This is a genomic window from Bremerella cremea (genome assembly GCF_039541315.1).
GTDB lineage: Bacteria > Planctomycetota > Planctomycetia > Pirellulales > Pirellulaceae > Bremerella > Bremerella cremea.
Map to the genome: position 1 here is coordinate 16,477 of NZ_BAABFZ010000004.1, position 22,568 is coordinate 39,044.

A 22,568-nucleotide genomic window follows, 5' to 3' on the forward strand; every position below is an offset into this window, starting at 1 on the left:
CACCCTGTTGGCTACAAAAAGATCTGGCTACCAGAAGCCTGCCTCATAAACGCGTGTTGTCAAAACGCATCGGTTGCGAAAAGACCACGTTTTGTAGCGGGGTGCGTGGAATAACCGGAAGACTCGGCCTGATCCGAAAACGGCTTACCGCTTGGTCCAGTCGATGTTGTTCAATTGACTTAAAGCCAATTGCAACGCGTGGGTTCCCTGACGACCGTGCCCTTGGGCTTTCACGGCCTGGTAGAGCTGTTCGCCCAATGCCAGGCCTGGCAGGGCGATTCCCATCTTACGAGCTTCCGACAAGGCGATGCCCATGTCTTTGATGAAGTGCTCGACGAAGAAGCCAGGGTCGAAGTTGTTGTTGATGATGCGTGGTCCCAGGTTGGAGAGCGACCAGCTTCCTGCGGCACCGGATGCGACGCTCTGCATGACCGTTTCCAGATCGAGGCCCGCCTTGTAGCCGTATAGCAGCGCTTCGCAGACACCGATCATGCCGGTGGCGATCAAGGTTTGATTGACCATCTTGGTGTGCTGCCCTGCCCCGGGACCGCCCTGACGGACGATCGTTTTGCCCATCGCTTCCCAGCAAGGTTGCAGCGCGGAAACCATTGCTTCGTCGCCGCCAATCATGATCGACAGCCGAGCTTCCTTCGCGCCAATGTCGCCGCCGGAAACGGGCGCGTCGATGCTGAACACTTCTTTTTGGCCGGCTGTCTCGGCGATCTCGATCGCCAGCGACGGCTCGCTGGTGGTCATGTCGACGATCACGTTGCCAGGCTTGCTGCCGGCCAGGACACCCTCTTCCCCCAGGATCACTTCGCGGACATCGGACGGGAAACCAACGATGGTGAAGACAACCTCGCTGGCCTCAGCCACTTGCTTCGGGGTGTCGGCCCATGTGGCTCCCTTGTCGAGTAAGCCTTGAGCTTTCGCTTGGGTCCGATTGTAGACCGTGGCCGCGAAGCCTTTCTCGATCAAATGGCCACACATGCTGCTGCCCATGACGCCGGTACCAATCCAGCCGATCTTGGTTTTTCCGGGAACAATCGTGGGGGCTGCCATGGTGTGATCTTTCATGCAAAGGGAGAACCGCGAGATCGATCCGCTCGAAACAACCCGCGAATAAATAGAAGGAACGCCGCGATCTGGTTGCCGGCGTTAGCGACGCGGAATTTTGGGGCGAGCCATGATTTCACCCAAGATGAACGCGTTGCGGACCTGAGCCGGATCGCGGAACATGGCGGCGATCGAGGCCGCGGCGTTCTGACCGGATGGCTTCGCGTCGGATTCGTCGTAGCTAAAGATTTCAGGTGTGTTTGCTTCTTCCGACTCGTGCACGTGATAAGGCTGGTCGCTGGTGGACGCAGGCTTCGCGGGAGTAGTCGGCGGCGTGGCTGGGCTTTCCAGCGTCGACTCCAGGTGGTGATCGCGTAACGATTCGTGAGCTGTCTGGGCCGGGACAATGTCTTCGTCTTCATCGTCAGCGGAAGTCGCCGGAGCATAGGCCGGTGAACCGCCACCGCGGCTTTGAGCGAGAAAATCGGCGATCTCGCGTTCCAGATCGGACTGAGGTTCGCGCTTACGTCGTCCGGGGTTCCCTCGGTCGTCCTGCACGGCTTGTCCTCCTAGAAACTTCAAGAGATAAGGTCCGAAGATAAACAGCACGACGATGCCGATTCGAATCAGCAGTTCGATCGCGTTCGCTTCGGCTATCAGATTCCAAAATCCCACAATCGGATCCCGGTATGTGGTGTTTACTTATTCGAGTTCGTCGAACCGCCGCTCGATATGGCGATCGACTTTCGCATGTCCGTGTCGGCCTGGACGTTTCGCAGCGAGTAGTAGTCCATGATGCTCAAACGACCGGTCTGGAAGGCTTCGGCGATTGCCTTGGGGACTTCCGCTTCGGCATCGACCAGCATCGAGCGAGCATTCTCGATCTCGGCCAGGTTCTCGCGTTCTTCCGCAACGGCCATCGCTCGGCGACCTTCCGCACGAGCTCGCGCGACCTGGGTATCAGCTTCCGCTTGATCGGCCTGCAAGCGAGCACCAATGTTTTCGCCCACGTCGATGTCGGCGATGTCGATCGAAACAATCTCGAAGGCCGTGTTGGCATCGAGGCGTCGCGAAAGCACCGCGCGAGAAATCATGTCCGGGTTTTCGAGCACTTCTGAGTGGGTCGCCGCTGAACCGATCGCACTGACGATCCCTTCACCAACGCGACCAATAATGGTTTCTTCGGTGGCACCACCGATCAGCTTCTGCAGGTTGGCCCGAACGGTAACGCGTGCCTTCACCTTCAACTGGATACCATTCTTCGCCATCGCATCGAGCGAAGTCTTCTTCGCGTTGCGAGGCGGGCAGTCAATCACCTTCGGATAGACGCTCGTTTGAACCGCTTCCAGCACATCGCGACCGGCGAGATCGATGGCGGTGGCTTCGCGGAAGGTGAGCTGAATTGTCTTCGCTTTGTTGGCGGCGATCATCGCTTTGATGACCTGCGGCACATTGCCCCCAGCCAGATAGTGGGCTTCGAGTGCTTTGCTGGTGATTCCGGACGAATCGCCCAGGCCAGCTTGAACGGCCATGATCTTGCCGCGAACGATCATCTTGGCATTCACGTTTCGGAACGACATCCCGATCAGATCGAGGATCGTGATCCCGGCACCGGTCCAGATCGACTGGATCCAAAGCCGGAAATAAAACGCCATGATGCCGATCATCAGCAACATGAACAGCCCGAGCGCGAGCAGCCCGAAGATGATCACGTTGTTCCACCAGCCGGCCATAAGTGGCATGTTTTCGAGGATGTGCATCGTGTGGGTCAATCTACCGAGGGGCGTGAGGTCGGATATCAGTCACTTGTTATGCCATTCTGACCGCGAAAGTCAAGCAAAGGGGTCGTCTTCGAAGATCGCATCGTTGCGGGAGGATAGCGACTCGGTTGGCTCTTCGACGACTGGTTTCTCTGGCTCGGCCGCGTCGTCGTCGACTCGGGAAACCATAATTCGGTTCCCTTCAACTTCCACGACTTCGATCAAATCACCCTGATCCGCGACAGGCCCGATGATCACGACGTCCCAGCGGCGACCATCGATCTCGGCGACGCCCCCAGGCAGCAAGCGACTTTGCGCGATCCCTTGGCGGCCCACGAGTTCAATCAGGGCATTCTTATTGGAATGAGCAATTTCATCGGTGGCAGAGTCGAGCAAAATCATCTTTCCAATTGGCGTGTGTGGCCAAACCTTCACCGCCAGGGCAATCACAAACGGAACGATCCCAACCGCAATGACCAGCAAGGCCGTCCCCATGCCGAAACTGCACTTCATGAAGCCATAGGTGACTGAACTGATCAGCATGACTGCCGCCAGAAAGCCCAGGACCCCAGCGGTTGGCAATAAGATCTCGAGGAATAAAAGTCCAAAGCCGGCCAGAAGCAGCAGCACGGCGATCATTTCAGGTGACATGGTCGCTCCCTGTTGGGTTCCTGGTCGTTAGGTTTTACGGCGCACAATCGCGTAGTTGCCGCGGACTTCGACAACTTCCACCTTGTCGCCAGGCTGGATGACGTCGCCATCGGAGGTCACGTTGACGATCTCGTGCCCGATCTTAGCTTTCCCGCCAGGTCGAAGCATCGTCACGGCCTGACCAGTGGTTCCGATCAAGTGCGTCAAATCGACGATCGTTTCACGTCGTCGAATTTCTTCCATGGTCTCTTCGTCAGGGGCTTCCAGAATCGATTCGTTCAGGTAAGGCGTTCTCGGCAGAATATGTTTCGCAAAGACTAACGCCGCTATGAACGCGGAGAACAGCACCAGGATGCTCGCCAGCGAATACGGAACTTGTTCCAGTTCGTAATCGGTGGTCGGCCAAATGAAAGTCTGCATCGCCAGGACGACCGCCGTGATCACCATCAATCCGCCCCCGAGTCCAAAGATGCCGAAGCCGGGCAGGACGAGCACTTCCATCAAGATGAAGACGATCCCGCCGACAAATAGCATTGCTTCCAGCCAGCCTGCGGTTCCGTTGAGAAAGCGGCTCCAGAAGAACAAGCCAAAGCACAGAGCGGCCACGAACCCAGGGACACCAATGCCCGGTGCCTTGAACTCGCTGATCATCGCAATCACGCCAATGAATAAGCAGAAGAACGCGAGGCTCGGACTCGCCAGGATCTCGACGAATTGATGAGCCCAGTTCTGCTTCGGTTCTTCCAGTTCGTCCGGCAGGCCATACCTGCGCGTGATGTCGGTAATGCTGGAAGCGTCGGAGTCAGCAATGCTCCAGTCGAGCGCTTGCTTGCCGGTCAGTTGCAAGGGAACACCTGCTTGGGTGATGAGCTCCCCTTGCTGCCATTGATCGGCATTGGGCAGTTTTTCAGCCTCAGCGACACTCAGGTATTTGGTCAGCGTCGTTCCGGGACGTTGGTAGCGGAACACTTCTAGGTTCGGATCGTTCATCGCTCCCCAGACCGACCACGATCGGCCTGCTTCTGGCGAGATCTTCGCCAAGTATTTTTCGAGGTCGCGACGTCCTTGATCGGTGTAAGCGTAGCTGCCGGTGCCCCCGAGCGAAGCGTTGGGAGCGATGGCGATCTCGTCGCAGGCCATGGCGATCAATGAGGCGTTCGAGGTCGCTTCGTCGGTGATCAAGGCCACGGTATGAACCGAGTCGGGCAGGCCCAGCAGGAAGTTGATCATGTTCTCGCAGGCAACCGGATCACCGCCAGGCGACTTCAGGTCGATCAGTACGAAGTTCGTGCCTTGACTGACGGCATCTTGAATCGAGAGGGCGGTCCGCTGAACCATTCGGTTGGAGATCTCGCCATCCATTCGGAATTGGGCCGCCTTCCATTCACGATCCAAGGCGATGTCTTGCGTCAGTTGGTTTTCAGGAATCCCCAGCAGCGTAGCGAGTTGCCGGGTGTCCTCGGTCACATGGCTGATCAACTGCAAGTCTTGCCGCAACTGATTGGCCGTCAGCAGCAGAAGCTGACCTTGGGCATTCAGTTTGTCGGAAGTGGCGACTTCACCATCCGCCTTCATGCGGGCGTACTCGGTGCCATCGACGAAGCGGCGACCGTTGACGCGATAGATCTCGAGCGCCGGGTCGAGCATGCCGAGCGCGAGTTCTGGCGGAAGGACTCCCCGGAAGCCGGCGATCTCTTGATAGGCCCGTCGCATGGTGTCGGAAATGATCGGCTCGTCGACGCCGGCATTGCCGAGCTGGGCATCGGGGTGCATCACAATCTGTTCGCACGCCAGAGGGATCAGGACTGCGTGTCCTTCGATCGGGCCTTTCAGGAAGGCGACCGTCTTCAGGCGGGTGGCTTCCTTCGAGGTCAGAAAGCGGGCCAACGCCAGGCTGCGTTCAAACTCGCTGCCGCGCGTCTGGCCGTTCGGCTTGCCTTCCAGTTCCAGAATGACGACCGGACGAGGATCTTTGTCAGTCAGCCGCGAGAGGAGCTTTTGCAGGCTTTGCTTGACGTCCGTATCGACCGTCCCCTTGATGGGCAACGGTACTCGAAGACGGACGCCAGTTAGCTTCGGGGCGGCTTCGTTGGCCTGGACCTCTCCCGCAGCCGGTGCGCCGTCTTGCTGAGACAGCCCCACCGAGGGGTAAAGAAAAGCGAGAATCGCCAGCAGAATGGCCTCTGCTCGCCAGATCCAGGTGCCGCGAGCTCTCAACATTCAGGGACCTATCTACGTGGGAAACGAACGCATGGTAACGCGTCGATATTTTCGAGTCACTGAATTATAGCGCGTAGCGAATGGGGGCAAAAGAAAATCCACCGTCCCGATTCATGAAAGAACCGAGAAGGTGGATATTAAGCGAATCGAGGCGGTTTAGGCGGAATACCGACTAGCGAGGCATTCCTTGGCCTGGACGGACCGCGTTGGCTGGGACCTGGCCGGGCTGTGCCATGCCGCCACCAGTCTGCTGAACGACACGTTGCCAGCCACTGGGTAGTTGAGGCTGGTAGAACGATCGCGAGAACATCTGACGCAGATTGTCCGAAATTCCACCTTCTTCGTAAGTCTTACGATTGTCGAACATGTAAACGGTACGCGAGTAGTTCGGCATGTTCGGCGGCTGAGCGTCTGGGTTGTAGTTCCGGTCGAACACTTCGATGGCGAACGGCAGGAACTCGGCTCGGTCGATCAAAATCGAAATGTAGCGATAGTCGGCCGCGTCTTGGGCACGCTTTGGCCAGGCTTCCAGCCAGTATTCGTTTGGATTGTTGGTCTGGTGAGGTGAAACTCGCAGGTAGAACCGCGACTTGATTTCGTCCTTCTTGGCACCGAACAGGAATGGCAGCGGACCGTTGGTGATCGCCTGGCCTTGCTGTTCTGGTGGGATCGGCCAGATCTTGAGTTGCTTGGCAGGCACATCGAACTCGAAGATCGACTTGCCATCGCACACCCAGTGCTCGTTCACTTCCGCTGGACGCAGGACGTAATCGGCTGGCTGGCCATCTTTCGGGGCGGCGTAATGCTTGATCGAAGTGACCTGGAACAAGCCTTTGTCTGGCTTTTCGTACTTCACGACCCCTTCGCTGATGCTTTTGAAGGTGTCTTTGTTCGGCGGACCAAAGACCGAGTCGTATTCCCAACGTTTGAAGTTGGCTTCGTAGTGATGAACCTTACTGCTGCGGAATTCCCAGTAGGCCAGGATTCCATCGATGTATTGTTCTTCCTGGGCGTTGATCTGGAACGGAGCCGGCATCATCTGAGGCTGACCGGCACCTGCGGCACCAACCACCATGCCAGGCTGTGGCTGAGCTTGGGGCTGCTGGCCATTCTGAGCCAAGCCAAGAGGCTGACCGTAGTTGTTCGGAGCTTGGGCGAAGCCGACGTTGCTGACCAGGCCTGCGAAGACCATGCACGCCGCGAGGAAGAGTCCATTCTTCATCGAGGATTTCCGCTTACGAGGGGGACCAATGAGGGCTGGTGGAGCCAGCCTTTGGAGATACGAGCCCGGATCGTAACAAATCGCCAGCAAGGGACCTAGATCGAATCTTCCACTGGGGCTAGCAACTGGTATAGCTGGTCAAAATGGGTTGCGATGTGCGTCGCGATATCAGCCCCTTCCACATCCTCGGGCGGCTTGCCTTCGGTGAAAAGAACACTGGGGCAACCGGCATTCTGGGCCGAGAGCAGATCCAGCAGATAATCCCCCACCATCACCACCTCGTCCACTTCCATCCGCCAGCGGCGACAGATTTCTTCGATCGCCCAAGGATCAGGCTTATGGGGACCATCCTCTCGGCAGATCACGATGTCGAAGTAATGCCCGATCCCCAGCCGTTTCAGCGTGTGCTCGGTGGTCGGGGTACTGTTACGCGTGACAATCGCCATGGGGCGACCTTCCCGAGCGAGGGCTTCCAGCAGGCGATCCGCCCCATCGATCAACGAGGCCCGATCGGCCCCTGCCATTTCGTGCCGATGAAGTATTTCTTCCTTGTGCCGTCGTTCGTCTTGGGGCAGCTCGACCAATTGCTCTAAGATGGGAATGCCAGCCTTGAGCCCCATTTCTGATCGCATGGCGGCAAAATCGAGACCGGAGTCGACTAAGGTTCCGTCCATGTCGAAGATGATGCCTTTGAGATGTGCCAGTGCGGTCATGGGTGCCTACGCGAAACAGAAAGTAAATAACGAATGGATGTCGCCGTCTTTGGAACCAAATCTTACGACCGAGAATTCCTGGAATCGGCTGCCGAAGGCTCGGAGATCCGATGGCACTATATCGAGCCACGTCTGACCGAGGCGACCGCCCCGCTCGCCCATCCCTTTCAGGCGATCTGCTGCTTCGTCAACGACGAGATCTCGGCCGATGTGCTGGAAGTGTTGGCCGCCGGCAAGACTCGCATGATCGCCATGCGATGTGCTGGCTACAACAACGTCGACTTACCGAAGGCCCACGAACTGGGAATTCAGGTCGCTCGCGTGCCGGCGTACAGTCCGTATGCCGTCGCCGAGCATGCCACCGGCCTTATCCTGACGCTGAACCGAAAGTACCACAAGGCTTACAACCGAGTCCGCGAAGGAGATTTCTCGTTGAGCGGCCTGTTGGGCTTCGATCTCAATGGCAAGACTGTGGGGGTGATCGGTACCGGCAAGATCGGGCAGTTGTTTGCCCGGATCATGCATGGTTTCGGCTGTGACCTTCTGGCTTACGATGTGAAGCCCGCCGACGACTGCGTCGCGTTGGGGGCCCAATATGTTCCGCTGGACGAGCTTCTCGCCAAATCCGATATCATTTCGCTTCACTGCCCGCTGCTGCCAGCAACGCGACATCTGATCAGCGGCGAGTCGATTGCCAAGTTGAAACCAGGAGCGATGGTGATCAACACTAGCCGTGGTGGTTTGATCGACACCCGGGCCGCCATTCAAGGTTTGAAGAACGGCCAGATCGGTTCCTTGGGGATCGACGTCTACGAAGAAGAGGCCGAGCTGTTCTTCGAAGACAAATCAGAAACGGTCATCCAGGACGATGTCTTCGCCCGGCTGATGACCTTCCCCAATGTACTGGTGACCGGCCATCAAGGCTTCTTCACGCAGAACGCCTTGCAAGCGATCGCCGAGGTCACCGTCGACAACCTGAAGCAATTTGATGCCGGCCAGCCACTAACCAACCAGGTGAAAGTGGACTAAAGCGTCACGCTCGCCAGTTTCAGGATGGTATCGAATTCCTTCTTGGTCACTGGCTGAACGGAGAGACGCGAACCTTTCCGCATCAGTTCCATGTCGGACAACGCTTTGACGTCTGCCAATTGCGGGCGTCCGAGTGCTTCGGGGAACTTCTTCTTCAGCTTGATATCGACCATGAACCAACGCGGGTTTTCAGGCGTGCTCTTGGGATCGTAGTGGTGATCGTTTTCATCCCACGAGGTGAAATCGGGATACGATTCCTTCACCACTTCGGCCACGCCCACGATCGACGGTGGGTCGGCGTTCGAGTGATAGAACAGCACCAGGTCGCCGTTTTTCATGTCGTCTCGCATGAAATTACGGGCCTGGTAGTTGCGGACACCGGACCAGAAGGTCGTCTTTTTCTTTTCTTTGGCCAGATCGTCGATCGAGTACGAATCGGGCTCCGTTTTCATTAACCAGTATTTCATCGTCGTTGCTATCACCGACTGCGGGGGTAGGTTTCGGGTGGACATTTTTAAGTTGCCGCAGCAACCGATAGAATAAACGACCTGGACGCTATCTGTCATGGGGCGGCAACCTGAGGTTGACTCGCGAGCGGCAATGCCCGACAACCTCCGCGTCTGCGCTTAGGTCCCTTGCGACGAGAACCTGGTTCGTGAAAAGCATTACGCGAAAATCCGACGAGTTTCTTGCCATCCCGATGTTTCTTGCGACGGTCGGGATGTTGACCTTCTTTGCGCTGACCGTTCAGCAGTACATGAGCGACGCCGATCAATCAGAAACGCTGCTTCTGGGATTTTTCTGGACGACACTCGCCTTCTTTCCCGTCTTCTGGCTGGAGGCGGTCTGGTACTTCTGGATCGATGCCCCCCGTCGCTGGCGTTCGCTGTTGACCTGTGTGGTGCCGCCGCTGCGACTGGCTCGGCGAGATATGCAGTCAGGCACGCGGATGTGGTTGCCGATCTTGGGGTGGCGGCATGTCGACGACGACTTTCACGAGGAAGTCGATCGCGCGTTGAGCGTTCCGATGATCATCATCGCGATTGCCATCTTGCCGCTCTTGGTGGTCGATTACGTCTGGTCGGCGAAGATGGAAACCAGTGTTCTATTGCGAACGATTGTCGAGACCGGCTTCAGCGTGACCTGGCTGGCGTTCACGATGGAATTCATTGTGATGTTCTCGATCGTCAGCAAGAAGATTCACTACTTGAAGAAGCACTGGGTCGATTTGCTGATCATCTGCTTGCCGCTGGTCGCGTTTCTGCGTGTCTTCCGGATGACCCATCTGCTGCGGCTGCAGCAAGTCACCAAGGTGACCCGCGTCTATCGGATGCGAGGCCTCGCCCTGCGGGTGTGGCGTGCTTTGCTGGCGATGGATGTGATCAGCCGATTAGCCCGCGTCTCGCCGGAAGCCAAGATCGAGACGCTTCGGCAGTTGATCCGCGAAAAGCGTCGCGAGATTGAAAAGATGGAAGAGGAGATCACTGAACTGCAAGCGACCCTGAAGACAAGCGACCGCCCAGAGAAATCGGCGGCCGCATATTCCGAAGGGGAAGCAGCGTAGTCGCTACTTCGTTTTCAGCGGCGAGCGATCGAGCTTCGCCGTGCCGTCGAGCGTCTTCAGCTTCAGCCCGCGATACCAGACCGGATCGCCGTGATCTTGCAGCTTCAGTTTGGCACCTCGCGAATCGAGCGTCGCGCCTCGCTTCTTCAGTTTCTCGATCTCTGCCGAGAGCTTTGGATCGGTGTAGTCAATATCGACGACTTTCTCGCCATTGAGCCAGTGCTGGATGATTGTGCCCTGGCAGACGATGCGGCCCGTGTTCCACTCGCCCGGTTCTTTTGTGGCGTCGTGCGATGGGGCGATGCAGTAGTAGAGCGAAGCAGCCGTGGTGTCGGCGACCTTTCCGTTGGGATGACGCTCGTTGTCGAGGATCTGGTACTCGTACTGACCTGGGCGATAGTAGATGCCGCTGTTGCTGCCTGGGGCAACCTTCCACTGGAAACGAAGCTCGAAGTCGTCCGGCACTGGCTTCACTTCGTAAACGACATCGCCACCTTTGCCGGTACGCTCGATCACGCCGTCGGTGACTTTCCAGTTGCCGTTGTGTTTCCAGCCGGTGAGATCGGCTCCGTTGAAGAGAAGTTCAAAGCCGTCGGCTTTCTCTTCCGGCGTGAGTTGGTTGACAGAGTCTTCGGCCAGCAGAGTCGAAGCGACCGAGGTCAACAGAAAGAACAAGCCAAGTCGTAGGAGCATCGGTGGGACCTTTGTGAAGTTGAACGAGCAGGCAGGATAAAAACCCTGGACCTGCTCGTGAATCATCACAATAGGCCCTGGGCAATTAGCCCATCGTATGTTGCTCGAAGAGCTCTTTCAACTTTCGCGTGATCGGACCTGGCTTGCCGTCACCGATCTTGCGGTCGTCAACCTTCACCACGCCGATCACTTCGGCGGCGGTTCCGGTCATGAAGCACTCGTCCGCGACGTAGACGTCGTAGCGAGTCATCGTCTTTTCAAAGGTCGGAATGCCAGCTTCGCGAGCCAATTCCAACACGACGTCACGAGTCACCCCTTCCAGGATGCCGGCATCGGTCGGTGGCGTCAGCAGCTTGCCATCGCGAACAATGAAGATGTTGTCGGCGGTGCATTCCGAGACTTCACCCTTGTGGTTCAACATCAACGCTTCCAGGCAGCCTGCCTTGCTGGCCTCGATCTTGGCCATGATGTTGTTCAAGTAGTTCAGCGACTTGATCCGCGGCGACAGAGCGGTCGGATGGTTGCGGATGGTACTGGCCGTGATGATTTCCAGGCCGTTGTCGTAGAACTCTTGTGGGTAGAGCTTGATCTTGTCGACGATGATAATCGTCTGGGGATCTTTGGTCCGTTCTGGGCCAAGTCCCAGCGTGCCGGCACCACGGGTGATCACCAGGCGGATGTAGCCATCGGTGAACTCGCTCTGGCGAACCGTTTCGTGACAAGCCTCGATCATTTCGGCCGGGCTCATCGGGATTTCCAGGTAGATCGCCTTCGCCGAGTCGTAAAGACGGCGAATGTGCTGCTCTAGGCGGAAGATCTTCCCGTTGTAGATTCGTAGCCCCTCGAACACCCCGTCGCCATAAAGCAGCCCATGATCGAAAACGCTGATCATGGCTTCATCCGGAGCGAAAAACTTCCCGTTGATATAGACTTTGGCGGACATGGGTATGTTACGAGTGTTATCGGTTTGCTGGGTGGAAACTAGCATTATACCCTATTTCTGCGGTGGAGCCCTAGTGCCCTCAGTCCGCCTCAAAAGACTCGTTTCGGAAATTTCATACTTCCAGCCAGACAAGCCGAAAGTGCCGAGGTTCAGATCGAAAAAGAGAATTTCGCAAGCTTCCGGCAGGGGCCCTCACAATGGTGGTGCGAGGTGGAAAGAAAAAGGCCATTCAACAACTAGAAGTTGAATGGCCTTGTGTCCTGCTAAACGATATCGAGGGCTCGCCGGATCTCGGCTTGGACGACGTCGACTGGTTGGGTGCCATCGACTTCGACCACCAGCTCTTTGCGGCGGAAGATCTCGAGGACTGGCTTGGTCTTCTCGTGGTATTCCGCCAAACGGGTTGCCAGGGCTTCTTCCGTGTCGTCGGCCCGGCGGATCAGTTTGCCGCCGCAGATATCGCAGCGCCCTTCAATTTTCGGACGGTGATCGATCACGTTGAAGTCGACGCCGCAGTCTTCGCACAAGCGGCGAGCCAGCACACGCTTCTTGATCACTTCGTCCGGCACCACGATATGGACGACGGCGTCGATGTCGTAGCTTTCCAGAAAGAAGCCAGCCTGGTTGGCGTTGCGAGGGAAACCATCCAGGATAAAGCCGAAGTTCCAGTCGTGCTCTTGCAGGCGACGCTGGACGATTTCCTCGACGATTTCGTCATCGACCAGTTTGCCCGCATTCAGAATACGTTTGATCCGGGCAGCCAGCTTGGTGTGGTTTTTGATATTCCATCGCAGAATGTCACCCACCCCGATGTGCGCGAGATCGAGGTGATGTTCCAGCAGTTTGGCCTGGGTTCCTTTCCCGGAACCCTGTACGCCCATGAACACATATTTGTGCATGGCGACGTCCTTGCGAAATCGAATCAGGAGTGGGGTTTGCGACGGTTCGACTTTGATTGTAGCCCTTGCCGTGGATCAACGGAATCGGCAAATGAAATGAAAGTCGACTGGAAGTAGCGGTTTTCGCGAGCGACCGCATCGGCGGCTCTTCCTTTCTAGCGTCGCGCTACGTCGTCGTTGGCTGTTGGGGGATCGGCTTCGGTTAGAGACAATCGTGCCTGGTATCATCAATTCTGGGAGCGTGAACTCATTTCGCACGGGGCATGCCATAAAAAAACGGTGCCCTCCCCAGGGGAAGGCACCGTCTGAATATCGAAATTCAGGCTGTCGCTTACAAAAGTTCGCTGGCAATGTCTGCCAATTCGGAACGTTCTCCCTTTTCCAGAGAGATGTGAGCGTACAGGTCCTGACCTTTCATCCGGTTAATCATGTACGACAAGCCGTTGGAAAGGCTGTCGAGGTAAGGATGGTCGATCTGGTTGATGTCGCCCGTGAAGACGACCTTCGTGCCTTCGCCTGCCCGAGTGATGATGGTCTTCACCTCGTGCGGGGTCAGGTTCTGAGCTTCGTCAACGATCATGTACATCCGCTGCAGGCTTCTTCCGCGAATGTAAGCGAGCGGCGTGATGACCAGCTTTTCCTGCTCGAGCATGCGGTTGATTCGCTGGGCCTCTTTGTCGGTGTCATTAAATTGATGACGAATGACCGAGAGGTTATCGAACAGCGGTTGCATGTAAGGGTCCATCTTCGCGGAGATGTCCCCTGGCAGGTAACCGAGGTCTCGATTGGACAGCGGCACGACCGGTCGAGCCAGCAAGATCTGGCGATAGGCGGACGAGCATGCCAACGCCGAAGACAACGCGAGCAGCGTCTTACCGGTGCCTGCCTTGCCGGCGAGGGTCACCAGTTTGATGTTGTCGTCCATCAACGCTTTGATCGCGAAGACTTGTTCGGCGTTACGCGGTTTGATGCCGTACGGACTGTACTTTTCGATCCGGCGTAAGACCTGGTCTTCGCGATTGAACGTAGCCAGGACCGACTTCGAGCCATTCTTCAGCACGAAGTTTTCGTTGGCGAGCGGCTGGGCGACTTCCGGGAAGTCTTCCAACTGAACGTTGCCGGTGTCCTGGTAAAAGCGATCGATCTGTTCGGTCGTGATGTTCTCGAGAACACGACGCCCCGAATACAGGCTATCGAAGCTTTCGATTTTATCGTTGATATAGTCCTGGGCTTGCAGGCCGAGGCTCTTCGCCTTCATGCGAAGATTGGTGTCTTTGGTGATCAGAATGACCCGGCGATCGTTCACGTAGTGCTGAAGATGCAGGGCCGTGTTCAGAATGCGGTTATCAGGAGAGTCGTGAAGAAAGACTTGATGAAGACGGTGATCGAGTTCATTGGTGATGATGACTCGTAAGCGACCTTGATTCTCGCCGAGAGGGGCCCCTTCCTCTGAAAGAAGATCGCCAGTCATCTGATCGATTTGACGAAGAAATTCACGAGCCTGGAAATTGATGTCCTCGTTACCCTTTTTAAATCGATCCAATTCTTCAAGGACGGTGATGGGTAAGCCCACATCATGTTCCTCGAAATGTCGGAACGACCTTGCGTCGTGCAAGATAACGTTGGTGTCGAGAACGAAAAGCTTCAACTGCGTTTGCGCCGACTGACTAATCATGCGTTCTCCGTTGCACGGACCATGGGCACGCTAGATATGAAATGCCGAGTCGAAGGGCAACAGTGCGTACCCTCGTGGTCACAGTCCATTGCTGTGGTGGATTTTGCCTGAGCCGAGATGCCGCGAAAACCCCGCTTTTTTGATCTTGCGCAATTTTCGGGAAAATAGGCGGGATGCAGACAATAGCCGCCTGGGAGCAATTTCGTGGTCTAAGGAATTATACGAGGACCCTTCCCCAAGGACAGTTCGCGCCGCAAAGGGTTCGGCCTGGGGACCCTCGGTCGGTGGACTGACTGCGGAAAGAGGCTCGGGAAAACCAGGGCTCAGCCGTTGTTGCTGCTGCCGACTGGGCGGCCTGAACCAGGCTGGCCAAGGACAACAAATATGTCCAATACGCCTGCCATGATTCTGGTGCCGATTCGGAAGCGAACGCGTGTTGTTCCGCTCCTGCATTGACGAACCTTCCTGGAACCTTCGCCAGAACTTTGCCTCTCCGGAAAGTCACCCCAGGTGGATACCGCATTCATTGAAAATCTCTTGTCTTTGAGTTGCCGCTGGAATGGGGCCCGGTCTACAATCGCACTTAACATGGAAGCGGTTTCGCGGATCGTTGCGAAGTCCAAGTCGTGCAACTTTGGGACAGTAGAGGTTCTCAATGGATTATGCGTCGATTCTGGCTCGTTACATCGGCAGGGAAGTTAATGTATCGACCTTCGGCCACGTTCGATTACGTGGCGAATTAGCGGCAGTCTATGAAGACTGTGTTCGCCTGATTAATGCCTCCACTTCGCAAGAATCGGAGGACTCGCCATGGTCTAGCTCTGTGGCAGATTACTCTGATCAAGCCGGTACCGGGGATGGTGCGGAAGCCCTGGTTCATTTTCACCACATCGTGGCGATTCGCTGCACCGATGGTGACTTACTTGATTTGCCGGTCTTACCTGATTTCCAGACTCCGTCGTCGTTGCCGATGGCCGAGATTCAGTCTGCGGCGGTCGAAGAACCAACCCACGAGCCGTGGGAACCATTCTTAGAGATCGATCGGCTCACGCTCGAGATGGGTGGAAAGCTGGTCAAGCTGGTGCATCCCGATACGTCGGAGATCATGCAGCGGACTTCCGCAATTCGTTGCCACCTGGCGGACACCCTGGGCGTGATCATTCCGCGGCTCCGATTACGAGACTCGCTGGAACTGGGGGATCAGGAATATCGCATTCTAATCGATCAGTGCGAAGTCGCTCGTGGTCGCCTCGGGCCTGGTCAGCATCTGGCGCTCGACATGGGGACCTCGAGCGGGACCCTCCAGGGTGTGCGAGGTATCGATCCGACCTTTGGTGGTCCTGGCATCTGGATCCCAGCCGAGCAGCGTCAGGAAGCTGAACAACTTGGTTACCTGGTGATCGATCCTTCGATGCTGATTGTGACCCACCTGCAAGAGACGTTGCGGCGTCATGCCCACGAGATCCTGACGCTGGGGGACGTTCGCCAAATGCTCGAGCGGCTACGCGACCGCAACCCTGGCGAGTTCGACGAAATCCGTTCCAGCCCTGTTTCTGTCTCAGTGCTGCATGCCGTACTGCGGCGACTGCTGGAAGAAGGGATCTCGATTAAGAACTTCACCCGCATCGTCGAGATTCTGGCACTGCATGGCAGCCGCAATCAGGATGTGGAAACGCTGGTCAGCATGGTCCGCGTTCGTCTCGGTCGGCAGTTGATTCAGAAGTTCCTCGATCCTGATGGCCGTGTGCATGGTGTCGGGCTCGATCGAGATCTGGAAACATCGCTGCAACAAATGACCGAAGAAGATGCCGGCCGACAAATTCGTGGCTGGATGGAACGCATGGTCGACATGCTTCGCGATACGTTCCAAAGTTTGGACGAACAGCAGCGACCGGTGGCCATGATTGTGTCGTCGACGATTCGCTCGCGATTGTGGCAGATCTTGTCGCCGCACTTCCCACAAATCACGGTGCTCAGTCTGGCCGAAGTGCCACGCAGCAACGAGATCTTCTGGCAGTCGTTGATTTCGCCAGAAGAAGTCGGGGCGCTGGAACCGGCTGCCAAGCGACCTGCTCATGCGGCGGTCGCATCGGACGCTTCGTATCGCCCGAAAGGGAAGATGAGCGAACACATCGCCGAGGAATTACCACCTCGTCGACCACGTTAAACAAATGACCTCGGTCTCCCTGAAAGGGCGGCTCCGATTTTGGGATCGGGGCCGCTTTTTTTATTCTTCCAGCTTCTGAGGCTCTTCTTTCGGAACGACATACGAATCGATCACTTGCGAGTGACCGGGCGTGTTGGTGTAGGTCGTCGTCTGCCCGTTGACCGTCGTCGTGGTCTGGATGTGCATGTTCGCCTTCGCCCAGGCCAGCAGTTTCGTCTTCAGCCACTGCCGGCAAGGCGGGATCAATAGTGCGAAGCCCAAGGCATCGGTCAGCAGGCCTGGCGTCATCAGCAAAGCACCGGCACTGAAGATCATGGCGGCGTCGGCGACGGCACTTCCAGGCATCTGTCCAGCCGCTAGCTGGGCCTGAATTTTCTGCCATGTCGTGAACCCCTGGCTGCGTGCCAGCAAGGTTCCCAGGATGCCGGTAAATAGCACCACGCCGATCGTGACCAGCCAGCCCTCGTAGTGCGACAGCCACAGCAAGAGCGTCAGTTCTACGATCGGAACCGTGACGAACAACACCAGTAAGGTCGCGAGAATACGAATGGTAAAGGCTCCTAGGCCAGAAATGGAGTTCGGTTACTTGGGAATGATATCCACCAGGGTATTCGTCCTCAACTCGCTTCCCTTAGGGACGAATCTGAGCCATGGCGTCGACCAACGTGTCCAGGTGCTGCTGCGTGTGACCAAAAGAAAGACTGATCCGTAAGAGACACTCCCCTTCCGGCACCGACGGCGGACGAATCCCAGGGACCATTATGCCCAGTTTCAGCAGGCGAGATGAAAGGTCCATTGCCAGGCCTTCCGTTCCGACGATCACCGGAATGATCTGCGTCTGACTATCTCCCAGACTCCAACCCAGTTCCCGCAGCCGGACACGCAGTTGATCGGCCATCGCCAAGACAGCGACGCGGCGTTCCGGTTCCTGCTGAATGATTTCAAGCGAGGCCAACATCGCGGCGGCATTCGCGGCTGGGGCTGCCGTCGAGAAGATATAGGGTCGCGATCGATTTACCAGCCAATCAACGAGGGCACGGCTACCGACAACGAAACCGCCATGTCCACCGAGTGCTTTGCTGAACGTTCCGACACGAATCGGCACGCGGTCTTCGATTCCGTACTGTTCGCACAAGCCACGGCCCCGTTCGCCGAAGACACCGGTGGCGTGCGCCTCGTCGACCATCAGCATCGCTTCATACTTGTCGGCCAGGTCGGCCAGTTGATCGAGCGGAGCGACCGTGCCATCCATGCTGAACAACGTATCGGTGACGATCAATCGCCGACGAAACGTGCCACATTGCTTTAACAGGTTTTCGAGGTAGGCGACATCGCGATGAGGATAAACTCGGACCGTTGCTTTCGAGAGCCGTGTCCCGTCGATGATGCTGGCGTGATTCTTTTCGTCGCTGAGGATGACGTCGCCCCGATCGGTCAGCGCGTCGATGGTGCCTGCGTTGGCGGCGAAGCCACTGGCGAACGTTAAAGCCGCTTCCGTTCCCTCGAACTTGGCGAGGGCTTCTTCCAGGGCCGTTTGAGCTTCGCCACGTCCAGTAATCAAAGGGCTTGCGCCACTCCCCCACCCTTCTCTGGTAATCGCCAACTGCGCCGCTTCTTGTAGTCGCGGGTCCGCGGCGAGGTTCAGATAGTCGTTGCTGCTGAAGTTGAGCAGCGTGCCATCCTTCCAGGTGATGGTCGCTCCTTGCTGAGTCGCTCGGGTATGCACAGCACGGCGGCGCTCGAGCGAATTCAGCAGTTCAAGCTGTTCAGGAATCCAGGAGAGTGGGTCAAACATGCGATGGCTCTTCGATAATAGGGACGCCCCTCATTATCTCGTTGCCTGGCAGATGCATAAAGCGGGGAGGAATTCGCGGCGGAAACTCGTTACGAGTCCTTCAGTTTGTCGCGTAGCAACTGCACGAGATCAATTTTCACTTTGCCATCTTCCAGCTGCTTGCCGATTGCCTTGTTGGCCTCGCGGACCAGCTTTTCCTGCTTGCCAGAAAGCTTCTTGGCCAGCGTTCCTTCGAGCTGCTCGCCAATTTGCTCGGCGACTTCGCCGTGAGCTTTGCCGATGCGGTGGACATAGAATCGCTCGAGATCAATCTGCCCGCCGGTGACGTGCGGAGTTAGTTCGGCCGAGCCGAGCAGGCTGGCCATGTTCCATTTGCTGTCGAGCTGCACATCGAGACGAATCTTGACGGTGCCTTCGGCGACAACGCTCACGCCCAACAGGCGAACGCCCCGGACCCACTGTTGGTATTCGGCTTCCCCCTGGAATTGAACGCGGGCATGGATCTGACAGGTCGACCGAGTCGGACCGACGTTCAACTGTTCGATCCAGATCTCGACATGCTGCTTCGGATCTTCGATATGCCCCAGGTAGCGGACCCAGTCGCCATGGTTCTTTGCTTCGCGGACCCGTTCCAGCCGCAAGTCGTTCCACTTGCCACGAACTTTCAGCCGCTTGGTGAAGTCGTGGGTTTGGTTCCAATCCGATTCATCTTTGAACGAATTGGGGAGCGACCGCCGGACTGCATCTTCCAGAATGGGGGACAGAAGTTTCTCGATATCGGCCTGAGGGGCAGCTTTCACGACAGCCGGAACGCCAGCGCTGATGCCGACAACAAGCATCGCCACGATTCCCCAATTTCGTGCTGGCATCGTCGGTTCCCCCAGAAAAGTGTGGTGACTTCTAACTGTTTATCGCACTTTTCTCGATTTGGTTCGCAAGAATTCTCTAAAGTCGGACGAACCGGATTGGCACGAAAATGCGAATTCTTCTAAGATTCCGTCCCAATCCTCGGACCATTTCTCTACTTAGCTATCGTGACCTGGCGAATGAACGGACTCATTCCAACCTGTAGTCGACGTTATTTCGCGGCATTGCTGGCGAAGACCATCGCGATGCTAGCAGTCGGTATGATGATCGAAGCGGCCGAAGGTGCCGTGCTGGATACCTGGTATTCGGACGCCCAATTGAACGACGTCGCGTTTGTCGACGATCGGCATGGGATTGCCGTTGGCGACCATGGCACTATCTGGCAAACCAGCGATGGCGGCGAGCATTGGGACACGATCGCTTCCGGCACCGACGCTCATCTGCATGCGATTCATTTCACCGACCCGCAACGCGGCTGGGTCGTGGGGGGCTTTCAGCAGCCTTACAGCTCGCAAAGTCGCGGTGTCGTGCTTCGCACTTCCGACGGCGGCATGACCTGGGAGTCGATGCCAGAGCAATCGTTGCCTAAGCTGACCGGTGTTCGCTTTCAAGATAGCCGGCATGGCTGGGCGGTCGGCAATCGATCGAACATGTTTCCGACAGGTCTGTTTGAAACGGCCGATGGTGGCCGTAGTTGGCGAAGTTTGCCTGGCACCCAGTCGACACGCTTCCACAAGATGGCCACCCTTCCCAGCGGCGAACTACTGCTGGCCGGGGCGGAAGGGAATGTCTCGCTGGCTGATCGCGGCGGGATCCGAGCTCCCAGCATCTCGGCCGATCCTCTGCGTGACTTGCAAGATATCGTCGTCGCCGGCAGCAGCAACGCGACCGCGGTTGGCGAAGGTGGTTTGATCCTCAACAGCACCGATTCTGGCACTACCTGGGAAGTTATCGCGCCGGACCCTTTGTCGCGAACCAACCGCCAGGTGAATTACTTCGCCGTCGAACGCTTGGGCAAGTTCATCTGGATTGCTGGCGACCCTGGCAGCTTCGTACTCCACTCGGCTGATGGCGGCGAAACGTTTTCAGTACAGAAGCTTCCGACCACGGCGACCATCAAAGGTTTCTTTTTCCGCGACGAAAATCGGGGCTGGGCTGTTGGCTCGCTCGGAACCATTTTGATCACGACCGATGGGGGCAAGACCTGGAAGCTCCAGCGGCAAGGGGGCGAACGCCTGGCCTTGCTCGGCTTGTTCCACGATCCGTCGATCGTCCCTTACGAACTGATCAGTCATCATGCCGGCACCCAGGGATACCTGACCGGTGTCGAGATCGTTAATCGACCGAAACACCAGACCGGCCAGAAGCGACTTCCGCTGCACGACGCAATGGTGCACAGCGGTGCTAACGTCGGCTACACCGCCTGGCAGTTTCCGACCGACGACGCCCAATTGATGGTCAGTGGCAACAAGCTGGTTGCCGGCTGGGATGCCGTGAACGACGGTCAAGGGCTGGCGGCAATCGAAAGCTACCTGGTTCAGCGGATTCGGCAGCTTCGACCGACCGTGGTCGTAACTGACTTCGCCGATCCGACTGGCAAGCAGCCTCTGGCGTACCTGGTGAATCAGATCGTGTTGCGAGCGATCGAGAAGGCTGCCGATTCGCAGAACTACCCGGAACAGATGGAAGAGCTGAACCTGTCGACCTGGGCGGTGCCTCGTGTTTGTAGCCTGGTGCCGGAAGGTCAGAACGGGTTAATCACCCTGAATACCACCCAAATTTCGCCGCAACTGGCGATGTCGATCTCAGAGCATGCTGGCGTTTCCCGAGGGATCGCCACCGGAAAGCTCTCCGATGGTCCCTCGACGGTGGAATTGAAGCTGATTCAAACCTCGGGGCTGCTGGAAAATCGTTTGAGCGATATTTTCTCCGGGCTTTCGGTTCCGCATGGCAAAGGGGCTCGGCGTTCTCCGCAGCAGATGCCGATCGTCGATCTCGCCAAGCTGCAGCGGACTTCGCAGAAGCGTCGCAACATGATCGAGATGATCAACCACGCGGCAAGCGATCCGGAACGAGGTGCCCTGTTGTTGGGGCAGATGCTTCGTTTATCGGAAGAACTTCCCCCGGCCCGGAGTGTTGAAGTCCTTTCGCATCTGGCGGCCAAGGCGAATGAAAACGGCAACTTATCATTAGCCGCAGACATGCATCACCAGATTGTCAGTAAGTTCCCAAGCCACGTGCTGGCGGAAAACTCGGCGGCATGGCTTTTAGGGTACTACGCCAGTGCCGAGATCCAACGAGCCCAGAAAGGGACCGTCGAGTTCGCCGCGCCGACGGCGACCGAAAATGAAGCCCCGCCGGAGGAAGAAGAGGCAGAAAGCGAAGTCGCCACGGTCTCGTTCAACGACCCGACCAACTTCACCAAGCCGACCAAACCAGGACAACGGGCAGGCGAGTTGATCGCCGAACTGAACCAAAAGATGCCTCACGTGCTGACCGATCCATCGCTGGCATTTTTGCTCGAACGATTGCATGCCGAGCAAGGCTTGTCGCGGCAGGGCGAGTCGTACGTTCGCCGGTTGTTGAATCTTGGCCAGGACAATGCCTGGTGTCGTCGAGCCCAGTGGGAGCTGGTCTTGGGACGCGGTAATGCCCGGATCGATGCTCCGATCATGGCGGCCAGTTACACCGAAGAAAAGCCGATCCTCGATGGCAAGTTAAATGATCGCCTCTGGCAGACTGGTCGGCCACAAGACTTTCTGGCGGGAACGACTTCGCCAGAGCGCGGGGCTCCTCCGGCAGCGATGATGGTGGGATACGACAACGAGTTCCTCTACTTTGCCGTTCGCTGCATGAAGTCGAAAGGCTTCACCTACGATCAAGCCGGCGACCAGCCTCGCCCGCGTGATGCCGAACTTGCCCAAAGCGACCGCGTGCATCTGCTGTTGGACCTCGACCGTGACTACGCAACCGCTTATCGCTTTACGATCGATTATCGAGGGATGTCGGCCGAATCGCTCGCGGGCAATCGAAGCTGGAATCCTCGTTGGTTCGTCGCGGCAACCCAGGATGCGAATACCTGGACTGTGGAAGTGGCGATTCCGTTGAGCGAACTTTCCGCTCAGAATCTGCATGCCGGTGATACCTGGGCGATGGCTGCGCAGCGCGTGATTGTCGGTGAAGGGACCGAAGCATGGCCATCCTCGGCGGTTTATGAACTGGGACCGAGCGAGTTCGGGCTCTTGCAATTTCATTAGATCCCCCTAGAACCAAGCGAGTAGGTTCTCACGTGTTTCCTTCTCGCAAATGGCAAT

19 protein-coding genes are annotated in these 22,568 nt (G+C 57.0%); 4 read left to right on the forward strand and 15 right to left on the reverse strand.

Features of this window, described 5'->3' with window-relative positions; all coding sequences use genetic code 11:
- Positions 1 to 144: 144 nt before the first annotated feature.
- From ABD890_RS14750 to ABD890_RS14780, 7 genes are all read right to left on the reverse strand, one after another.
- Complete coding sequence (locus tag ABD890_RS14750) at positions 145 to 1,062, reverse strand: NAD(P)-dependent oxidoreductase (RefSeq protein ID WP_345090995.1); 918 nt, start codon at positions 1,060 to 1,062, stop codon at positions 145 to 147.
- 96 nt (positions 1,063 to 1,158) lie between these two features.
- Positions 1,159 to 1,731 carry a hypothetical protein gene (locus ABD890_RS14755; protein WP_345090998.1) on the reverse strand — a complete coding sequence of 191 codons (573 nt, stop codon included), beginning with the start codon at positions 1,729 to 1,731 and terminating at the stop codon, positions 1,159 to 1,161.
- Positions 1,732 to 1,754: 23 nt separating this feature from the next.
- Positions 1,755 to 2,816, reverse strand: coding sequence for a flotillin-like protein FloA (gene floA / locus ABD890_RS14760; protein WP_373356508.1), 1,062 nt, complete (start codon positions 2,814 to 2,816; stop codon positions 1,755 to 1,757).
- A gap of 72 nt (positions 2,817 to 2,888) precedes the next feature.
- Positions 2,889 to 3,467 (reverse strand): NfeD family protein, encoded by a 579-nt coding sequence (locus ABD890_RS14765; RefSeq protein WP_345091002.1) that lies wholly within the window; start codon positions 3,465 to 3,467, stop codon positions 2,889 to 2,891.
- 27 nt (positions 3,468 to 3,494) lie between these two features.
- Entirely contained in the window at positions 3,495 to 5,687 is a 2,193-nt protein-coding gene (locus ABD890_RS14770; protein WP_345091004.1) for an NfeD family protein, read from the reverse strand.
- Positions 5,688 to 5,859: 172 nt separating this feature from the next.
- On the reverse strand, positions 5,860 to 6,909 hold the full coding sequence (locus ABD890_RS14775) for a TIGR03009 domain-containing protein (protein ID WP_345091010.1): 1,050 nt from the start codon (positions 6,907 to 6,909) through the stop codon (positions 5,860 to 5,862).
- A gap of 95 nt (positions 6,910 to 7,004) precedes the next feature.
- The gene (locus tag ABD890_RS14780; RefSeq protein ID WP_345091012.1) at positions 7,005 to 7,622 is read right to left on the reverse strand and encodes an HAD family hydrolase; all 618 of its coding nucleotides are present in this window, start codon (positions 7,620 to 7,622) and stop codon (positions 7,005 to 7,007) included.
- 33 nt (positions 7,623 to 7,655) lie between these two features.
- Here ABD890_RS14780 and ABD890_RS14785 point away from each other — a divergent pair, with 33 nt between their 5' ends.
- The gene (locus tag ABD890_RS14785; RefSeq protein ID WP_345091015.1) at positions 7,656 to 8,651 is read left to right on the forward strand and encodes a 2-hydroxyacid dehydrogenase; all 996 of its coding nucleotides are present in this window, start codon (positions 7,656 to 7,658) and stop codon (positions 8,649 to 8,651) included.
- Here ABD890_RS14785 and ABD890_RS14790 read toward each other — a convergent pair.
- Positions 8,648 to 9,103 (reverse strand): EVE domain-containing protein, encoded by a 456-nt coding sequence (locus ABD890_RS14790; RefSeq protein ID WP_345091019.1) that lies wholly within the window; start codon positions 9,101 to 9,103, stop codon positions 8,648 to 8,650. The two genes, ABD890_RS14785 and ABD890_RS14790, sit on opposite strands and share 4 nt — an antisense overlap.
- A gap of 203 nt (positions 9,104 to 9,306) precedes the next feature.
- Here ABD890_RS14790 and ABD890_RS14795 point away from each other — a divergent pair, with 203 nt between their 5' ends.
- A complete protein-coding gene (locus ABD890_RS14795) occupies positions 9,307 to 10,215 on the forward strand; it encodes a prefoldin domain-containing protein (protein WP_345091021.1) in 909 nt (302 codons plus the stop codon).
- A 3-nt stretch (positions 10,216 to 10,218) separates the two neighbouring features.
- Here the strand turns inward: ABD890_RS14795 and ABD890_RS14800 are convergent, their stop codons facing one another.
- The 4 genes from ABD890_RS14800 to ABD890_RS14815 form a co-directional block, all read right to left on the reverse strand.
- Positions 10,219 to 10,908, reverse strand: coding sequence for a 3-keto-disaccharide hydrolase (locus tag ABD890_RS14800; RefSeq protein WP_345091024.1), 690 nt, complete (start codon positions 10,906 to 10,908; stop codon positions 10,219 to 10,221).
- Between the two features lie 85 nt (positions 10,909 to 10,993).
- Complete coding sequence (gene ilvE / locus ABD890_RS14805; protein WP_345092418.1) at positions 10,994 to 11,851, reverse strand: branched-chain-amino-acid transaminase; 858 nt, start codon at positions 11,849 to 11,851, stop codon at positions 10,994 to 10,996.
- Positions 11,852 to 12,114: 263 nt separating this feature from the next.
- The gene (locus tag ABD890_RS14810; protein WP_345091027.1) at positions 12,115 to 12,750 is read right to left on the reverse strand and encodes an adenylate kinase family protein; all 636 of its coding nucleotides are present in this window, start codon (positions 12,748 to 12,750) and stop codon (positions 12,115 to 12,117) included.
- Positions 12,751 to 13,081: 331 nt separating this feature from the next.
- Entirely contained in the window at positions 13,082 to 14,425 is a 1,344-nt protein-coding gene (locus ABD890_RS14815) for a PhoH family protein (RefSeq protein ID WP_345091030.1), read from the reverse strand.
- Positions 14,426 to 15,248: 823 nt separating this feature from the next.
- Between ABD890_RS14815 and ABD890_RS14820 the strand changes: the two genes are divergently transcribed.
- Entirely contained in the window at positions 15,249 to 16,592 is a 1,344-nt protein-coding gene (locus ABD890_RS14820; protein WP_345091033.1) for an FHIPEP family type III secretion protein, read from the forward strand.
- A gap of 60 nt (positions 16,593 to 16,652) precedes the next feature.
- Here ABD890_RS14820 and ABD890_RS14825 read toward each other — a convergent pair whose 3' ends face one another.
- The 3 genes from ABD890_RS14825 to ABD890_RS14835 all read right to left on the reverse strand — a co-directional run bounded on the left by ABD890_RS14825 (position 16,653) and on the right by ABD890_RS14835 (position 19,256).
- The gene (locus ABD890_RS14825) at positions 16,653 to 17,117 is read right to left on the reverse strand and encodes an FxsA family protein (protein WP_345091036.1); all 465 of its coding nucleotides are present in this window, start codon (positions 17,115 to 17,117) and stop codon (positions 16,653 to 16,655) included.
- 106 nt (positions 17,118 to 17,223) lie between these two features.
- Positions 17,224 to 18,387, reverse strand: coding sequence for an 8-amino-7-oxononanoate synthase (gene bioF / locus ABD890_RS14830; protein ID WP_345091038.1), 1,164 nt, complete (start codon positions 18,385 to 18,387; stop codon positions 17,224 to 17,226).
- 89 nt (positions 18,388 to 18,476) lie between these two features.
- Positions 18,477 to 19,256, reverse strand: a complete 780-nt coding sequence (locus ABD890_RS14835; protein ID WP_345091041.1) for a hypothetical protein — start codon at positions 19,254 to 19,256, stop codon at positions 18,477 to 18,479.
- A gap of 177 nt (positions 19,257 to 19,433) precedes the next feature.
- Between ABD890_RS14835 and ABD890_RS14840 the strand changes: the two genes are divergently transcribed.
- Positions 19,434 to 22,511 (forward strand): YCF48-related protein, encoded by a 3,078-nt coding sequence (locus ABD890_RS14840; RefSeq protein ID WP_345091044.1) that lies wholly within the window; start codon positions 19,434 to 19,436, stop codon positions 22,509 to 22,511.
- Positions 22,512 to 22,568 lie beyond the last annotated feature (57 nt).